This window comes from Azospirillum sp., assembly GCF_035627195.1.
Lineage (GTDB): Bacteria > Pseudomonadota > Alphaproteobacteria > Azospirillales > Azospirillaceae > Azospirillum.
In genome coordinates this window covers 19352-34969 of record NZ_DASPMG010000133.1, presented here as the reverse complement: position 1 = coordinate 34969, position 15618 = coordinate 19352, and the positions used below count along the sequence as shown (strand labels likewise).

The 15618-nt window shown below is 69.7% G+C and carries 20 protein-coding genes; 14 read left to right on the top strand and 6 right to left on the bottom strand.

Annotated elements, in window-relative coordinates:
- Position 1: 1 nt before the first annotated feature.
- Positions 2-145, top strand: coding sequence for a GNAT family N-acetyltransferase (locus tag VED21_RS12625; RefSeq protein ID WP_324882717.1), 144 nt, complete (start codon positions 2-4; stop codon positions 143-145).
- Between the two features lie 31 nt (positions 146-176).
- On the opposite strand, the gene VED21_RS12620 is transcribed toward VED21_RS12625, so the two are convergent.
- Positions 177-509: a hypothetical protein gene (locus tag VED21_RS12620; protein ID WP_324882716.1), complete on the bottom strand. Its 333-nt coding sequence runs from the start codon at positions 507-509 to the stop codon at positions 177-179.
- A gap of 91 nt (positions 510-600) precedes the next feature.
- Positions 601-807: a hypothetical protein gene (locus VED21_RS12615; protein WP_324882715.1), complete on the bottom strand. Its 207-nt coding sequence runs from the start codon at positions 805-807 to the stop codon at positions 601-603.
- Positions 808-981: 174 nt separating this feature from the next.
- Between VED21_RS12615 and VED21_RS12610 the strand changes: the two genes are divergently transcribed.
- Complete coding sequence (locus VED21_RS12610) at positions 982-1311, top strand: hypothetical protein (protein ID WP_324882714.1); 330 nt, start codon at positions 982-984, stop codon at positions 1309-1311.
- A gap of 21 nt (positions 1312-1332) precedes the next feature.
- Here VED21_RS12610 and VED21_RS12605 read toward each other — a convergent pair whose 3' ends face one another.
- The gene (locus VED21_RS12605) at positions 1333-2004 is read right to left on the bottom strand and encodes a hypothetical protein (RefSeq protein WP_324882713.1); all 672 of its coding nucleotides are present in this window, start codon (positions 2002-2004) and stop codon (positions 1333-1335) included.
- Between the two features lie 163 nt (positions 2005-2167).
- On the opposite strand from VED21_RS12605, the gene VED21_RS12600 reads away from it, so the two are divergent.
- Positions 2168-2983, top strand: coding sequence for an enoyl-CoA hydratase/isomerase family protein (locus VED21_RS12600; protein ID WP_324882712.1), 816 nt, complete (start codon positions 2168-2170; stop codon positions 2981-2983).
- Here the strand turns inward: VED21_RS12600 and VED21_RS12595 are convergent.
- Complete coding sequence (locus VED21_RS12595; RefSeq protein ID WP_324882711.1) at positions 2970-4196, bottom strand: MFS transporter; 1227 nt, start codon at positions 4194-4196, stop codon at positions 2970-2972. The genes VED21_RS12600 and VED21_RS12595 overlap by 14 nt on opposite strands.
- Positions 4197-4251: 55 nt before the next feature.
- On the opposite strand from VED21_RS12595, the gene VED21_RS12590 reads away from it, so the two are divergent.
- The 9 genes from VED21_RS12590 to VED21_RS12550 all read left to right on the top strand — a co-directional run bounded on the left by VED21_RS12590 (position 4252) and on the right by VED21_RS12550 (position 12874).
- On the top strand, positions 4252-5034 hold the full coding sequence (locus VED21_RS12590) for an IclR family transcriptional regulator (RefSeq protein ID WP_324882710.1): 783 nt from the start codon (positions 4252-4254) through the stop codon (positions 5032-5034).
- Positions 5000-5770 carry an enoyl-CoA hydratase/isomerase family protein gene (locus tag VED21_RS12585; RefSeq protein WP_324882709.1) on the top strand — a complete coding sequence of 257 codons (771 nt, stop codon included), beginning with the start codon at positions 5000-5002 and terminating at the stop codon, positions 5768-5770. The genes VED21_RS12590 and VED21_RS12585 overlap by 35 nt, the downstream gene beginning before the upstream one ends.
- A 20-nt stretch (positions 5771-5790) precedes the next feature.
- Positions 5791-7386 carry an acyl-CoA mutase large subunit family protein gene (locus VED21_RS12580; RefSeq protein ID WP_324882708.1) on the top strand — a complete coding sequence of 532 codons (1596 nt, stop codon included), beginning with the start codon at positions 5791-5793 and terminating at the stop codon, positions 7384-7386.
- A 25-nt stretch (positions 7387-7411) separates the two neighbouring features.
- Positions 7412-7810, top strand: coding sequence for a cobalamin B12-binding domain-containing protein (locus tag VED21_RS12575; RefSeq protein WP_324882707.1), 399 nt, complete (start codon positions 7412-7414; stop codon positions 7808-7810).
- On the top strand, positions 7807-8928 hold the full coding sequence (locus tag VED21_RS12570; protein ID WP_324882706.1) for a CoA transferase: 1122 nt from the start codon (positions 7807-7809) through the stop codon (positions 8926-8928). The genes VED21_RS12575 and VED21_RS12570 overlap by 4 nt, the downstream gene beginning before the upstream one ends.
- Entirely contained in the window at positions 8928-9836 is a 909-nt protein-coding gene (locus tag VED21_RS12565) for a hypothetical protein (protein WP_324882705.1), read from the top strand. Before VED21_RS12570 ends, VED21_RS12565 begins: the two co-directional genes overlap by 1 nt.
- Positions 9837-9908: 72 nt before the next feature.
- Positions 9909-10922: a TRAP transporter substrate-binding protein DctP gene (dctP, locus tag VED21_RS12560; protein WP_324882704.1), complete on the top strand. Its 1014-nt coding sequence runs from the start codon at positions 9909-9911 to the stop codon at positions 10920-10922.
- Positions 10923-10994: 72 nt separating this feature from the next.
- Positions 10995-11552 carry a TRAP transporter small permease gene (locus tag VED21_RS12555; protein ID WP_324882703.1) on the top strand — a complete coding sequence of 186 codons (558 nt, stop codon included), beginning with the start codon at positions 10995-10997 and terminating at the stop codon, positions 11550-11552.
- Positions 11549-12874, top strand: a complete 1326-nt coding sequence (locus VED21_RS12550; protein WP_324882702.1) for a TRAP transporter large permease — start codon at positions 11549-11551, stop codon at positions 12872-12874. Before VED21_RS12555 ends, VED21_RS12550 begins: the two co-directional genes overlap by 4 nt.
- Before the next feature lie 10 nt (positions 12875-12884).
- Here VED21_RS12550 and VED21_RS12545 read toward each other — a convergent pair whose 3' ends face one another.
- Complete coding sequence (locus VED21_RS12545; protein ID WP_324882701.1) at positions 12885-13181, bottom strand: HigA family addiction module antitoxin; 297 nt, start codon at positions 13179-13181, stop codon at positions 12885-12887.
- A 259-nt stretch (positions 13182-13440) separates the two neighbouring features.
- Here VED21_RS12545 and VED21_RS12540 point away from each other — a divergent pair, with 259 nt between their 5' ends.
- Positions 13441-13641 carry a hypothetical protein gene (locus VED21_RS12540; protein WP_324882700.1) on the top strand — a complete coding sequence of 67 codons (201 nt, stop codon included), beginning with the start codon at positions 13441-13443 and terminating at the stop codon, positions 13639-13641.
- The gene (locus tag VED21_RS12535) at positions 13641-14081 is read left to right on the top strand and encodes a hypothetical protein (protein WP_324882699.1); all 441 of its coding nucleotides are present in this window, start codon (positions 13641-13643) and stop codon (positions 14079-14081) included. The genes VED21_RS12540 and VED21_RS12535 overlap by 1 nt, the downstream gene beginning before the upstream one ends.
- Positions 14082-14149: 68 nt before the next feature.
- Here VED21_RS12535 and VED21_RS12530 read toward each other — a convergent pair whose 3' ends face one another.
- Complete coding sequence (locus VED21_RS12530; RefSeq protein WP_324882698.1) at positions 14150-15538, bottom strand: methyl-accepting chemotaxis protein; 1389 nt, start codon at positions 15536-15538, stop codon at positions 14150-14152.
- Positions 15539-15618: the final 80 nt, after the last annotated feature.

The window sequence follows — 15618 nt, the reverse complement described above, 5'->3', positions numbered from 1 at the left end:
CCTGCGCGGCACGGGTGCCGCCGGCCGGCTGATGCAGGGCATCATGGAGCGGGCGCGCGCCGAGGGGCTGCGCGTCGTGCCGATCTGCAGCTACGCATCCCTGTGGATGCGCCGCCACCGGGAACACCACGACCTGCTGGCCTGAACCTGCTGGACGTGCCGGCGCGCGCCGGCTCCTAATCCTTCAGGACGCGCTGGCGGTGCGCCTCGCGCGCGGCGCGCGCGGCCTCGCGCCCGACGTCGCGGCGCACGTCGGCCATGCCGATCGGGATACCGGTGTCGAAGTCGCGCAGGATGAGGCTTTCGCCGCTCCGCAGGGGCTTTTCCAGGATGCCGAGCGTGCGCCCGGTTTCCGGGTCGCGGATCGTCACCATCTCGCCGGGGCGCAGTTGCGGCTCGACGACAATGACGGAACGGCCGGCGCGGTGATCGTTGATGATGATCTCGCCGGCTTGCGCCGCGCCGGCGACGAAGCCGCCGGCCAGCAGAAGGGAAGCGATGATGCGCATGGGAACCTCCAGACCGCATTGACGCACGCCGGCATCCCGCGTTCCGTGATCCCCTTCACACTTTTCGACAGAAAAATCTGGCAGCAGAGAATCAGGCCACCGACAGGACGTCCAGCCAGCTGTTGGCCGGGGCCGGCATGCGGATGCGGTAGAGGGCACCCGACTTCTGGATCTCGATCACCGATTCCGGGCTCTTGGCCCGCACGTCGGCCACCGCGGCGCGCACGTTCATCGGCAGATTGTCGACGTCGACCTCGCGGCGTGCGCCATGGTCGGACAGCAGTACGGTCGTGGGCATGCAACACCTTCCAAATCGGCCCGTCGGTCCTAGCCGAACGGGTGGGCGGACCATGCTCCTTCGCGGTTGCGGAATCGTTAACCACGGGGTGGGGGCCAACACTCCTGCCATGCGTATTACGCCGTGCTCCGTTCCGTGGTTGAATGGGCACGGCGAGGGGGCACGGAGACGCCGATGGCGGATGCGGACTTGCGCACGGCGGTGGTCGCCTGGCTGGCGGCGGTGGAGGCGGTGGAGGACGCGCGCAGCCACGGCATGCCGCGCACCGGCTTCGCGGCGCTGGGGGACGGGCTGGGCGACCTCGCCCGCATCGCCGAGGCAACGGAGGCGGGGCCCCTGCGCGAGGCCGTGCTGGCTCTGGCCGCCGCCTACGACGACCTGCGCACGGTGGCCGCCGCCGGTATCGCCGCGTCGCCCATGATCCGCCGCACCCTGGCCGAGCGCGTGGCGGCGCGGGTCGAGGCGGTGGCCGAACTCATCGCGGCGGACGATCCGGCACCATGAGGCGCCGCGACCTGACGACGGTCAGTGGATCGTCACCTTGCCGCTGGTGCCGTAGCCGGCCACGGCGCGGCTGCGGACGGAGGCGAGGCAGAAGCCGTGCCAGCACAGGTCCACCATGGCCGCCGGCACCTCGCTGACGTCGTGGCCCTCCAGCGCGTGCGTGCCCGACGCGTGCGCCATGGCGGCGCCGATGGCGTTGGCGCTGAGCGACGCGGCGGAGCCCAGCAGCTCCAGCGTCTGGCCGAGCGCACCGGCGTCCAGGCGCACGATGGCCGGGGCGACCGTCATCTCCAGCGTCGCGTTGCGCAGGCGGCCGACGGCCACGTACGCCTCCAGCAGGTCGTTGCGATCCTCGGGCCGCAGCACGGCGGTGATGACGCGGCTGCCGGACAGGCGGCCGACCCCGTCGAACTCGAACACCACCGCGCGCTCCACCTGCCGGGTGGCGGCCAGCACGGTCGCCTTGTCGGCCAGCGAGCCCATGGCGACGCGCGCCGCCTCCTCGAAGATGGTGGGGTCGCCGCCGGCCTCGGTCTGCACCACCAGCGGGCCGTCGGTCAGGGCGACGGTGGCCAGCAGGCGGGCGAGGTAATCGACGATGGTCTCGGATTCGTCGTCGCCGTCCTCGTCGCCCTGAAGGAGGTCGGTGCCCCTGCGCAGCAGGATCTCCGCAAAGCTGATGTCGTTTTCCAAGCAACCTCCTTCCGGCGCCGTGCGCGCCCACCGGTGACGCTACTAGCCCGTTTGGACCGGCGCCCGCAACAGGTCTGCCCCGTCCGGGGAGAGGGGCAGGACCGCTTGACCGCGCGCCGCGTTGACGGGACAAGGCTTCCTTTAGGGAAAGTGGAGATCGTCCATGGCCGCGCCAAGCATCGAACGTCACCCCGCCGGACTGATCGTCGAACGCGTCGGCGCGGTAGCCCGATTGACCATCGACCGGCCGCAGACCCGCAACAACCTGACGGTTGAACTGGTGGACGCGCTGGGCGCCACCATCGAGGCGCTGGGGGAAGAGGGCGGCGTGCGCGTCGCCGTCCTGCGCGGGGCGGGGGAGGCGGCGTTCTCCTCCGGCTTCGACATCGGGGCACTGGACCGGTCGGGGCAGACGGGGCCGGACGGCTTCTACGACAACGACCGCCGGCTGGACGCGGCGTTCCAGGCCATCGAGCGGGCGCCGTTTCCGGTGGTGGCCGCCATCCGCGGGCACTGCATCGGCGGCGGGCTGGAACTGGCCATGTCCTGCGACCTGCGCATCGCCAGCGACGATTCCCGCTTCCGCATGCCGCCGGCCATGCTGGGCTGGGTCTACGCGCTGAACGGGCTGCGCCGCTTCACCGGTGCCGTCGGTGCGGCGCGGGCGCGCATGCTGTTCCTGACCGGCGAAACGCTGGACGCCGCCACCGCCGCCACCTGGGGCCTGATCCATGAAGCGGTGCCGGCCGATGCGTGGGAGGCGCGCGTCGACGCGCTGGTGGAGCGCATGGCGGAAGCGGCACCCATCGCGCTGCACGGCCTGAAGCAGGCCATCGCGGCGCTGGCGCGCGGCAGCGTGGCGGAAGAAGACTTCGCCGAGCACCTGCGCCTGCGCGACCGCGCCATCGCCAGCGACGACCTGGCCGAGGGCCGCCGGGCGTTCCTGGAGCGCCGGGCACCCAAGTTCACGGGGCGGTAGACCTCGCCCCCCGCCGCGCGCCGGCCACCAGCAAGGCGCCGCCCAGGCCCAGCGCCACCAGCAGCCCGTAGGAGCGCGTGTAGCTGCCCAGCCAATCGTGCAGCAGGGCGAACGCGGTCGGCGCCACCATCACGCCCATGAAGGTGACGAACATGGCGCCGCCGGTGACGGCGCCGATGCGGCCGGGCGGGCTGAGGCGCGCGATCTCCGCCAGGAAGACGCCGTTCCAGCCGATAGCTGACACGCCCAGAACGAGGCTGGCGGCGACCACGGCAACCTGCGGCGCCCCGGCGGACAGCGCCATCATGGCCGCCGAACCGGCCACCATCAGCGCGGCGAGGCCCATCAGCACCAGCAGGCCGTCGCCGATGCGGTCGGCCACGAGGCCCCACAGGACGCGCCCGCCCACGCCCGCCGCCTGCACGGCGGCCAGCACGATGCCGGCGGTGATCAGACCGACGCCCAGTTCCGCCACCAGCAGCACCACCAGGAACCCCATCAGGCAGAGCTGCACGCCGGAGAAGCAGAAGGCCGCCAGCGACAGCCGCCGCAAGGGGGCGGATCGGCCGAGCGCCTTCAGGTCCTCCACCGGCAGGCGCAGCAGCGGGGCGGTGGGATCGCGATCCTCGTCCAGGCGGGCGCGCATGGGCTGCTCCACCGCAGCGGCGGCCAGCGAGGCGACGGCCACGGCCACCAGCGCCGCCTGCCAGCCGAACGCCGTGGCGATGGGCGGCGCCACCAGCCCGGCCGCCATGCCGCCCAGAGGCACGCCCGTCTGCTTGATGGAGAAGACGAGGTTGCGCCGCGCCGCCGGGGTGTAGCGAGCCAGCAGGTGCGAGGCCGACGGGTTCGGCAGGCCGTAAGCGGCACCGATGACCAGGGAACCCAGCGCCAGCGTCCCCACGGTGGGAATGGCCGCGATCAGGCAGCCGGCGGCGGTCGCCAGCATGGCGATCTGGCTGGTCCTGCAGGCGCCGAAGCGCTGCACGAACGCACCGCCGGACAGCGACGCCGCCATGGCGGCGAGATACAGCAGGCTGATCTGGAACCCCACCGCCGCCGCCGGCACGCCGAGGTCCGCCGCCACCTCCGGCGCCACGGCGGGCACGGTCAGCACCGCCATGGAGGCCAGCGCCTGCACCAGCGTTGCCGAGGCGACGATGCCCGTAAGGCTGGGTCGGCGGGCGTCCTGTTCGAGCGTGGGACTTGTCATGGTCCGGAACCTGCAGGGCTTGACGCCGGGTTTTCGATATGCTGAAAATATCTTCATGGATACGAATGGCAACGTCAAGACCGCGGGACGCACGCTCGACGTCTTCGAGACGTTTGAGGCGGTGCGGCGCCCGCTGTCGCTGTCGGAACTGGCGCGGAACCTGGATATCCCGGTCAGCAGCTGCCACGCGCTGGTGCGCACGCTGAAGGGGCGCGGGTATCTGTACGCGGTGGGCGAACGCGGGCTCTACCCGACGCGCCGCATCCTCGGCCTCGCCCGCACCATCGCCGCGCATGACCCGTTGCTGGAGCGGTTGGCGCCGCATTTGAAGGCGCTGCGCGACGCCACCGGCGAAACGGTGTTGTTGGGGAAACGGCAGGACGGCGCGGTGGTCTACCTGGACGTGGTGGAGGGGCCGCAGACCATCCGCTACACCGCTCAACCCGGCGACCTGAAGCCGCTGCACTCCAGCGCCATCGGCAAGGCCATGCTGGGCGAGTGCGGGGAGGCGGAACTGGGCCGGCTGCTGGCATCCCTGCCGATGCCGTGCGTGACGCCGGCCACCGTGACCGACGCCGCCCGCCTGATGGATGAGATCCGCGCCGGCCGCGCCGCCGGCCTGTACGTGACGCGCGGGGAGAACGTGCCGGACGTGATGGCGCTGGCGGCGAGTGTGCGCGTCAACGACGAACCCTACGGCATCGCCGTGGCCGGCCCGCTGGGGCGGGTCGACGCGGCGCAGGACAGCATCGCGGCGGCGCTTCGCGCCGCCATCGACCGTATTCGCGAAGGGGAGGGAATGCATGACCGCCGGTCACCTGCTGGTGGAGCGTCGTGACGGACGTCTCGACGTCGTCCTCAACCGGCCGGACAAGCGCAACGCGCTGAGCCGCGCGCTGCTGGCCGACATCCGCCGCACGTTCGACGAGCTGGCGGGCGACGACACGCTGCGCGTCGCCGTGCTGCGCGGGGCGGGCGACAAGAGCTTCGCGGCCGGCGGCGACCTGAAGGACCTGGAGGCGGTGCGCACCCTGCCCGAAGCCGAGGAGATGGCGTTCGAGGCCCGCGCGGCGCTGGAAGCCGTGCGCCGCTTCCCGGTGCCGGTGGTGGCCGCGCTGAACGGGGACGCGCTGGGCGGCGGGGCGGAACTGGCCTCGGCCTGCGATTTCCGCATCGGCGCGGCGCACGCGCGCATCGGCTTCATCCAGGGCCGCCTGAACATCGCCACCGCCTGGGGCGGCGGCGTGGACCTGATGCACATCGTCGGCCCCACCACGGCGCTGCGCCTGATGAGCCGGTCCGACATTCTGGACATGGCGGCGGCCCGCGACGTGCGGCTGGTGGACGTGGTGGCCGGCGATGATGGGCTGGACGCGGCGGTGGACGGCTTCGTCGCGCCCATCCTGAATCAGGCGCCGCAGGTGGTGCGCGCCTTCAAGGCGCTGACCAACGCGCACCGCGCCGGGGCGCCGCGCGCCGAGTTGTATGCGCTGGAAACCGAACGCTTCGCCCGCACCTGGGTGCACGACGACCATTGGGAAGCCGCCGCGCGCGCCCTGCCGGGCAAGAAATAAATGTATGGGGAGGATAGATCATGAGCCGCAGACCGGCACTCTCGACCGCGACCCCGTCCGGCATCGAGGTGCCGGTCGTGGTGACGCCCGACATGGCGGGCACGCGCGACCCTGGCCTGCCCGGGGAGGCGCCCTTCACCCGCGGCATCTTCGCCGACGGCTACCGCGGGCGGCTGTGGACGATCCGCCAGTACTCCGGCTTCGGCACGGCGGAGGAGTCGAACGCGCGCTACCGCTTCCTGCTGGAGCGCGGGCAGACCGGGCTCTCCGTGGCGCTGGACCTGCCCACCCAATGCGGGCTCGACCCCGTCGATCCCATGGCGCGGCCGGAGGTGGGCAAGGTCGGCGTCTCGCTGTCCAACCTTGCGGAGGCGGAGATCCTGTTCGACGGGATCGACCTGTCGGCCATCTCCACCTCCTTCACCATCAACGGCACGGCGGCCATCGTCTACGCCATGTACTGCGCGGTGGCCGACAAGCAGGGCGTGCCGCGCGCCGCACTCACCGGCACCATCCAGAACGACATCCTCAAGGAATACGTGGCGCGCGGCACCTGGATCTTCCCGGTGCGGCCGTCCATGCGGCTGATCGCCGACACCATCCTGTTCGCCAACAAACAGACGCCGCGCTTCAACCCCATATCCATCGCCGGCGCCCACGTGCGCGACGCCGGGGCCAGCGCGGTGGAGGAGCTGGGCTACACGCTGGCCAACGGCCTCGCCTATGTCGAGGAACTGCTGAAGCGCGGCGGCGACGCGGCGAAGTTCTGCCGGCGGTTGAGCTTCTTCTTCTACGTGCACATGGATTTCTTCGAGGAGGTGTGCAAGTTCCGCGCGGGCCGCCGGCTGTGGGCGAAGCTGCTGGAGGAGCGGTTCGGCATCACCGACCCGGACGCGCAGCGCTTCCGCTTCGGCGTGGTGTGCGGCGGCTCCTCGCTGACGGCGGCGCAGCCGACCAACAACATCGTCCGCGTCGGGCTGGAGAACCTCGCCGCTGTGCTGGGCGGGGCGCAGTCCATCTTCACTGCCGCCTACGACGAGGCGTTCCAGATCCCCACCGAGACGAGTGCGGAGATCGCGCTGCGCACGCAGCAGATCGTCGCCTACGAGAGCGGCGCCGCGCGCACCGTCGACCCGCTGGGCGGCAGCTATTTCGTGGAATGGCTGACCGACCGCATGGAGGAGGAGACCCGCAAGGTCATCGCCGACATTGACGCCTATGGCGGCGTCGTCCCGGCCATCGAGGACGGCTGGCTGCAGATGCGCATCGCCGAACGCGCGCGGGCGCGCAAGGAAGCGGTGGACCGTGGCGAGTCCGTCGTGGTGGGGCAGAACTTCTTCCGCCGCCCGGACGGCAACGAGGACCTGGGCGAGGTCTTCCGCGTGGATCCGCAGGCCGCCCGGCGCGTGCGCGAGAAGTACGAGGCGGTGAAGGCTCGCCGCGACGAGGCGGCGGTGGCGAGCACGTTGGTGGCGCTGGAGGCGGCGGCCGGCAGGGACGCCGAGAACCTGATGCCGCGCCTGATCGATTGCTGCCACGCCTACGCCACCGTGGGCGAGATGGTCGCGGCGCTGAAGCGCGTGTGGGGCGAGTTCCAGGAGCCGATCCGGCTTTAAACGCAAAAATGGGGAGGGAAACGCGATGGGTCTCAAGGGCAAGCGCATCCTCATCGCCAAGCCGGGGCTGGACGGTCACGACGTGGGGGCGAAGGTGATCGCGCTGGCGTTGCGCGACGCCGGTGCCGACGTGATCTACACCGGCCTGCGCAAGACGCCGGAATACATCGCCCGCATCGCCGTGGAGGAGGATGTGGATGCCGTGGGCCTCAGCCTGCTGTCCGGCAGCCACAACGAACTGGTGGCCGACACGCTGCGCTGCCTGCGCGACATGGGGGGCGACGACATTGCCGTGTTCGTCGGTGGCACCATACCGGCGGAGGACCACGCGGCGCTAACCGAGGCCGGCGTGCGTGGCGTCTTCACCGCCGACCGCAAGCTGGAGGACGTGGTGTCGGCGATTGAGCGGGAGTTGGGCGCATGACCGGGCCGCTCGCCGGCATCCGCATCCTGGAGGTCGGGCACATGCTGGCCGGGCCGTACTGCGGCATGCTGCTGGCCGACCTGGGCGCCGACGTGATCAAGATCGAGGCCCCCGACGGCGACATCGCCCGGCGCGTGGCACCGCACCATGTGGGGCCGCACAACACCTATTTCGCCAGCCTGAACCGCAACAAGCGCAGCGTCTGCCTGGACCTGTCGTCGCCGGACGGGCAGGCGGCGCTGGGCCGGCTGGCGGCGGGGGCGCACGGGCTGGTCACCAACATGCGGCCGGCGGTGATCCGCAAGCTGGGGCTGACCTACGAGGCGCTCTCCCGCCACAACCCGCGCATCGCCTGCCTGGCGCTGACCGGCTACGGCATGGACGGGCCGTACGCCGAGCGGCCGGCGTACGACTACGTCATCCAGGCGCTGGTGGGGATCATGGCGCTGACGGGCGATCCCGGCGGCACGCCGACCAAGACCGGCTATTCGGTGGTCGACAACTCGTCCGGCATGATGGGGGCGCTGGCGCTGCTGGCGAAGATCATCGAAGGGAAGGGCGGGCAACTGGATGTGTCGCTGTACGACGTCATGCTGTCGCAGCTGAACTATTTGGCGTCCGCCTACCTGAACGCGGGCGAGCATCCGGCGCGGCAGAAGAGCGGGGCGCACCCCTACATCGTGCCGGCGCAGATCTTCGAGACGGCGGACGGGCACCTCGTCCTGTTCATCAGCCACGACGACTTCTGGCGCCGCTTCGCCCGCGAGGTGGGGCGGCCGGAATGGGCCGAGGATCCGCGCTTCGCCACCATGGCCGCGCGCTCCGCCAACCGTGAACGGGTGCTGGACGAAGTGGCCGCCGTGCTGCGCCGTGAGGGTACGGCACGCTGGATGGAACGCCTCGCCCCGCTCGGCCTGGTGGTCGCCGGGGTGGAGCGGCTGGAGGACGCGCTGGAGGGCGAACTGGCTCGCGCCCGCGGCATGGTGGCGGAGATCCCGACGCCGGACGGCGTGCTGCGCGTCGTCGGAAACCCGATCAAGGTGCAGGGCATGACGCCCGCCTACGGCGTGCCGCCGCTGCTGGGCGAGCACAACGTCGAGCTGCTGGGAGGCGGGTGATGGACGTCGAGGTCCTGCGCCGCCGAAGGGCGCTGAGCCGCGCGCTGAGCCGGCTGGCGTCCGCCCCGGTGGCGGACGTGCTGGCGCACCATGCCGAGCGCGCGCCGCCTCGACCGGCTTGGCGGATCGGCGTCACCGGCAGCCCGGGCGTGGGCAAGAGCACGCTGATCGGCCGGCTGGCGCGCCACCGGCTGGACGCCGGACGGGCGGCGCAGATGGCGGTGCTGGCCATCGACCCGACCAGCCCGCTGACCGGCGGCTCCCTGCTGGGTGACCGCATCCGCATGGACGCGGTGGCGGACGACCCGCGCCTGTTCATCCGCTCCCTTCCCAGCCGGCGCAGCCACGACGGGCTGACCGACAACCTGCCCGACCTGCTGCTGGCACTGGAGGAGAACGGCTACGGCGAGGTGGTGGTGGAGACGGTGGGCATCGGACAGGTGGAATACACCGTGCGCACGCTGGTCGATTCGGTGGTGCTGGTCCTGCATCCGGAGGCCGGCGACGCCGTGCAGGCCATGAAGGCCGGCATCCTGGAGGTCGCCGACGTCTACGTGGTGAACAAGGCCGACCTGCCCGGCGCGCGCCGCACGCTGGCCGAAATCCGCGCCATAGCCGGCCGAACGGCGGGCGAGTCGGGCTGGACGCCGCCCGTCGTCGCCGTCGCGCAGGGCGAGGCGGACGGGTTGGCGGCCCTGGATGACGCGCTGGAGCGGCATCGCGCGTGGCTGTCCACGCGCCGTGACCCACAGGCGGTCGCTCGTGCCCGCACTCGGCAGCACGTCCTATCGCTGATCACCCGCCGTTTGGAGGAGTTGGCGGATATGGAAGATTTCGAATTGTTTGGTGGACGAATAGACGCAATCTTTGACACGATTGTGCAGCGGCTTGCCGGCGACCGACGCTGAGCAGCCACGCGCGACGGGGCAGACAAACCAAGGCCGAAGCCCCGGGCCATGCCATACACGGAGGTAACGTCCATGTGGAATCCCAGGAACGTTCTTGCGTCCGCCGTTCTGGCCGCCGGCGTGGCGCTGTCCGGCACCGCGGGTGCCGCCGAGCCGCTGAAGATCTCCCATCAGTGGAAGGCCGAGACCGACGCCCGCGACCGCGCCGCGCGGCTGTTCACCAAGGAGGTCGAGAAGCGGGCGCCGGACCTGAAGTTCCGCATCTATCCCGGCCGCTCGCTGATCCAGAACCCGCTGGCGCAGATCGACGCGCTGCAGGCCGGGCAGGTGGAGATGTCCATCTTCCCGCTGGTCTACGCGGTGGGCAAGGTGCCGGAGTTCTCCATTACCATCCTGCCGGGCCTGATCCGCGGCTTCGACCAGGCGGTGGCGCTCAAGGGCTCGCCCTACCACAAGCGGCTGCAGGAGATCGCGCACGAGAACGGCATCCACATCGTGACGTGGTGGTGGACGCCCGGCGGCTTCGCCGCCAAGGACCGCGAGATGAAGGGGCCGGAGTCGGTGCAGGGCATGAAGATGCGCGCCGCCGATCCGTATTTCGAGGCGATGCTGCAGGATGCCGGCGCCTCGGTGCACGCCATGGCCTCGACCGAGATCTACTCGGCCTTGCAGACGGGTGTGCTGGACGGGCTGCTGACCTCGTCGGAGAGCCTGGTCAGCATGCGCATCTACGAGCAGGCCAAGAACGCCACCGTGGGCGGCAAGAACGAGATCTTCCTGCTGATCCAGCCGCTGGTCATGGCCAAGAGCGCCTGGGACAAGCTGACGCCGCAGCAGCAGAAGGCCTTCGAGGAGGCCGCCACCGTCAGCGAGACCTACTTCAACGAGGAGCAGAAGAAGGCCCACGACGACCTGCGCAAGGCGTGGGAGAAGGCCGGCGGCAAGGTGCGCGAGTTGACCGACGCCGAGTACGACGCCTGGGTGGCGCTGGCCAAGAAGACCGCGTGGCCGAAGTTCGAGACCGAGGTGAAGGGCGGCAAGTCGCTCGTCCAGGTCGTGCAGGAATCGGTGCAGAAGACCAACTGACGATGAGCCCGTAGGTTGGGTTTTCGCTGGCGCTCAACCCAACCTGCGCTCTCCGTGCGGAGACATTCCTCGATGCAGTCCTTCACCAACGCCGTGAACCGGCTGTCGCGCGCGCTGGCGGTGGTGGCCTCCGTCCTGCTGGCCGCCTCCGTGCTGGTCCTCTGCTACATGGTCATGCGCCGCTACGTCGGATACTCCAGCTATTGGGAGATGGAGGTCGCGATCTACTTCGCGGTCGGCGCCACCTTCCTCGCCTCGCCCTACACCTTGCAGACCGGCGGCCATGTCGCCGTCGACCTGTGGACCGGGCTGCTGCCGGGGCGCACCAAGCGCCTGGGACAGATCCTGCTGGCGCTGGTGGGCATGGCGGTGTGCCTGTACCTCGCCTGGATCGGGCTGGGGCTGACGATCGAAGCTTTCGCGTCGGGTGAGCGTACCAACTCCATGTGGAAGCCGCCGCGCTGGCCGATGTTCGCCACCATGCCCATCGGCATGGGGCTGACGGCCCTGCAGTACGTCTGCGAAATCATGGCATTGGCGGCGCCGACCGGCGTCGGTGAGCCCGTCGGCCACGGCGGAGCGGGACACGGCCAGGGGCACGGCCAGGAACAGCCGGGGGTGCTGTCATGAGCGAATTGGAAATCGGCGGCCTGATCCTGGTTGCCACCACGCTGGTGCTGGTCTCCGGCCTGCCCATCGCCTTCGGCCTCACGGCGGTGTCCGTGGGTTTCCTGTGGACCTTCGCGGGGCCGTCCAGCCTGAACGGGCTGGCCCGCACCTTCCTCGACGAACTCAGCGGCTTCGCGCTCCTGTCGCTGCCCATGTTCGTGCTGCTGGGGGCTCTCATCGGCGCCACGCGGGCGGGGACGGAGATCTACGAGGCGCTGCACCGATGGCTGGTGCGCGTCCCCGGCGGGCTGGCCATCGCCAACATCGGCGCCTGCGGCCTGTTCGCGGCGCTGTCCGGTTCCAGCCCCGCCACGGCGGCGGCCATCGGCCGCGTCGGCGTGCCGGAGATGCTGCGCCGGGGCACGCCGGCCCATTTGGCCACGGGGGCAATCTGCGCCGGCGGCACGCTGGGCATCCTGATCCCGCCGTCGGTCACCATGATCCTCTACGGCGTGGCGACCGACACCTCGATCGGCCGGCTGTTCATCGCCGGGGTGGTGCCGGGCATCATGCTGGTGATCATCTTCTGCATCTACGCCTGGGCGGTCAGCAAATGGGGGGCGGCCGGCGCCGCGACCGTCGCCCGCGTGGCGCAGGAGCGGGTCTACACGCTGGGCGAGAAGGTGCGCGCTTCGCTGCCGGTGCTGCCGCTGTTCGGCATCATCGCCATGATCGTCTACGCCATGTACGGCGGCATCGCGACCCCGTCGGAGATCGCGGCCATCGCCGCCTTCCTGGCCTTCGTCTACGTCGCCGCCTACTACCGCGTTGTAACGCGCGAACGGCTTTGGCCGGTGTTCGGCGCGGCGGTGCGCGAATCCTGCATGATCATGCTGATCATCGCGGCATCCGCACTCTTCTCCTACATGATGTCGCTCTTGTACGTGACGCAGTCGGTGGCCGACCTCTTCGTGTCGGTGGAGATGAACCGCTGGGTCATGCTGGCGGTGATCAACGTCTTCCTGCTGGTGGGCGGGTGTTTCCTGCCGCCGGTGGCGCTGATCCTGATGACCATGCCGATCCTCCAGCCGGTGCTGGAGGCGCAGGGCTTCGACATGATCTGGTTCGGCGTGCTCATGACCATCAACCTGGAGATCGGCCTGATCACCCCGCCGGTGGGCCTGAACCTCTACGTCCTGCGCAGCGTGGCGCCGGAGGTGCCGCTGTCCACCGTTCTGTGGGGATCAATGCCGTTTGTCGTCATCATGATCCTGTTCATGGTCCTGATGTGCGTCTTCCCCGGCATCGCGCTGTGGCTGCCGAACATGATGTTCGGGGCGTGAGGGGACGGGGTCAGGCCGCCTTGCGCGGCTTGACCTCGGTGTCCAGGCGCGTGCCGAGCGCGTCCTTGGCGACTTCGATGTCGTAGTTGGCCTGGAGGTTGATCCAGAAGCGCTCACCGGTGCCGAAATAGTGGGACAGCCGAAGGGCGGTGTCGGCGGTGATGGAGCGCTGCCCGTCGAGGATCGCGGTGATCCTGGTCAGGGGCACGCCGATGTCCTTGGCGAGCCGATAGGCGGAAATGCCCATAGGGTCCAGGAACTCTTCGCGGAGGATTTCGCCGGGATGGATGGGGGCGAAGTCGGCCATGATGGACCTCGAGTGGAGGGTGCGTCTGCCGTACCTTGTGGAGTTCGAGACGAATCAAGCTGGAACGGCAGACTATCATACCCGGCGTACCGCCGTGACAACGCTGATCCAGCCGCGTTGTTTGTTATCATGCTGCGGTAGTTGAGCGGAGCACGTTGCTCTCGACTCCCGCGCGTTGTTGCGCGATGTTCACCGGGCTGGAATGTGAGTGGTTGACGATGGGATGACGCTGACGGCCAGCATAGGAGAGGGAGGGGCAATGAGCGACGAACGAACCACGGCAGCCATACTACAGCTCGCTAAGGCGGTGCGCGAATTGCAGGACGCCGTAAAATTGATCGATGAGAAACTCGATCCAATGCCGCCGGCAACCCTCCTGGGCATGTCAGCCATCCGTGTCCATCTCGCGCAGTGTGGTAGCAGTATCGAGAAGGCGGTCGATCTCCTGGAGAGAAATTAATGCCGGAAGCGGTTGAGCCTCAGGAGCCGGATTATAGCATTCTTGACCGGCGTATAAGCCGCGCCCTTGAGCAAAGGGGTGTCGAGAGCGGCATTGTCACCGGGGACGGCGGGGGCCATATTGGCGGCATGAGCGATCGGGTCAGCAAGCTTGAAGGCGCAATGGATGGGGTGAAACACGCCCAGACGTCGCTGCTGGCCGTCGTGTCAATCGTAGGCGGCGTCGCGCTGGCGGTGGTAGCGCTCATCGCAACCCTTCAAATTTTTACCCTGACCGAAATTGGCGGGATCGAGGACACAATTCGGGAAGAGTTTCGCGCTCTCAGGGCTGAGTCTGCCGCTCAGACCAGCGCCATTGCGAATGCAGTCACCGCGACCAAGCAGCAGGCCCCGCAAGTGATCCTTGTCCCGGGACCTTACCCAGCCCCGGCCCAGCAGTAAGTTTGGACTGTTGATAACCGAAAGCGGGTGCCACACGGCACCCGCTTCTTTTGTACCTCGAAACGCCCCTACACCGTGTAGATGATCCGCAGCGCACCCCAGTGCCGGCCGGCGACCATGATGGGGGCGGCGACGTCCTTGAACAGCAGGTGCTTGCCGCCGCCCATGTCGCGCCGGTAGGTCTGCACCAGGAAGGCGGCGCGGTTGCCGCAGGCGCGCACCGCCGTGCGGTCCTTGAACAGGCGCCGGTTGCGGCAGTTGGAGGCGTTCCAGGCCGGGTCGCCGGGGCGTTGCGGCTGGGCGAACTTGCGGTCCACCGCCGCGAGATAGCCGTTGCGGTCGAAGGAGCCGGTGGCCGCGATGCGCGGGTCGGTGGCCGTCACCGCCTCCAGCAGCGGGATGGCGAAGCCGTCGAACAGGGCGGTGAAGGCCGTGGTGTACTGCTGCGGGTCGGTGCCGGGGATAGGTTGGTAGCGGTCGTCGAACAGGGCGCTTTCCGTGATCTCGCCGCGCGCGATGGCGGCCTCCAGCTTCTCGGCGATGCTGCCGGCCGTGGTCATGGCGCGCTGGACGAAGGGCGTGTCCGGCCCCTCCACCCCGGCGTTGGCAGTCAGGCCGATCAGCGTCTCCGACATGTCCAGCAGCGCCTCGGCGCGCTTGGCGATGACCTTCATGTTGTCGTCGGAGCGCTGGACGTCGCTGGACAGGTTGGTCATGCGGTCGCCGAACTCGGCACTGCGGCCGCCGATCTGCAGGGCGGCGCTGGCGATCTCGTCGGCGCCGGCCTCGATCTCGTGCAGGGCGTCGTCGGTGGCGGCGTAGCTGTCGCTGATGGCGTCGGTGGCGTCGCGGGCGGACGCCGCCTTCTGCTGGCTGTCCAGCGCGTGCTGCGCCAGCGCCGTCAGTTTGGTGGACAGCGCCTTCACGGTGGCGCCGATCTCGTCCGTGGCGTCGCTGGTCTGCCGGGCCAGCACCTTCACCTCCTGCGCCACCACGGCGAAGCCGCGCCCGGCGTCGCCGGCCCGCGCCGCCTCGATGGTGGCGTTCAGCGCCAGCAGGTTGGTCTGCTTGGAGATGCTGGAGATCGAGCCGGCGATGCGCGAGATGCGCTGCACCGTGTCGTCCAGCCCGCCGGCCTCCTGCGCGATCTGGTCGACGACGGCGACCAGCGAATGGATGGTCTCCAGCGCCTGCTTCAGCGTGGTGCGCGAGGCGGCGGTGCGCGCCTTGGCGCGGGACCCGGCCTCGCGCGCGGCGTTCACCGCGCGCTCGATGCGGGTGCTGGACTGCGCCATCTCCGTCGCCGCGACTTGCAGGGTTCCGAAGACTTCCGCCTGCTGGTCCAGCCGGGCGCTCACGTCCTCGACGTTGCCGACGATGTCGGCGACTTCGAGCCCCAGGCGGCCGGCCTCGACCGCCACCTTGGATACGACGTCAATATTTGCCAAATTCGACACAATTTCCTCCCCATGTCCGTCGCGGGTCTTGGCGCCCGCTGTGGTGACCATTGTCCGGGTCGGATACTTTTTGTCACGTT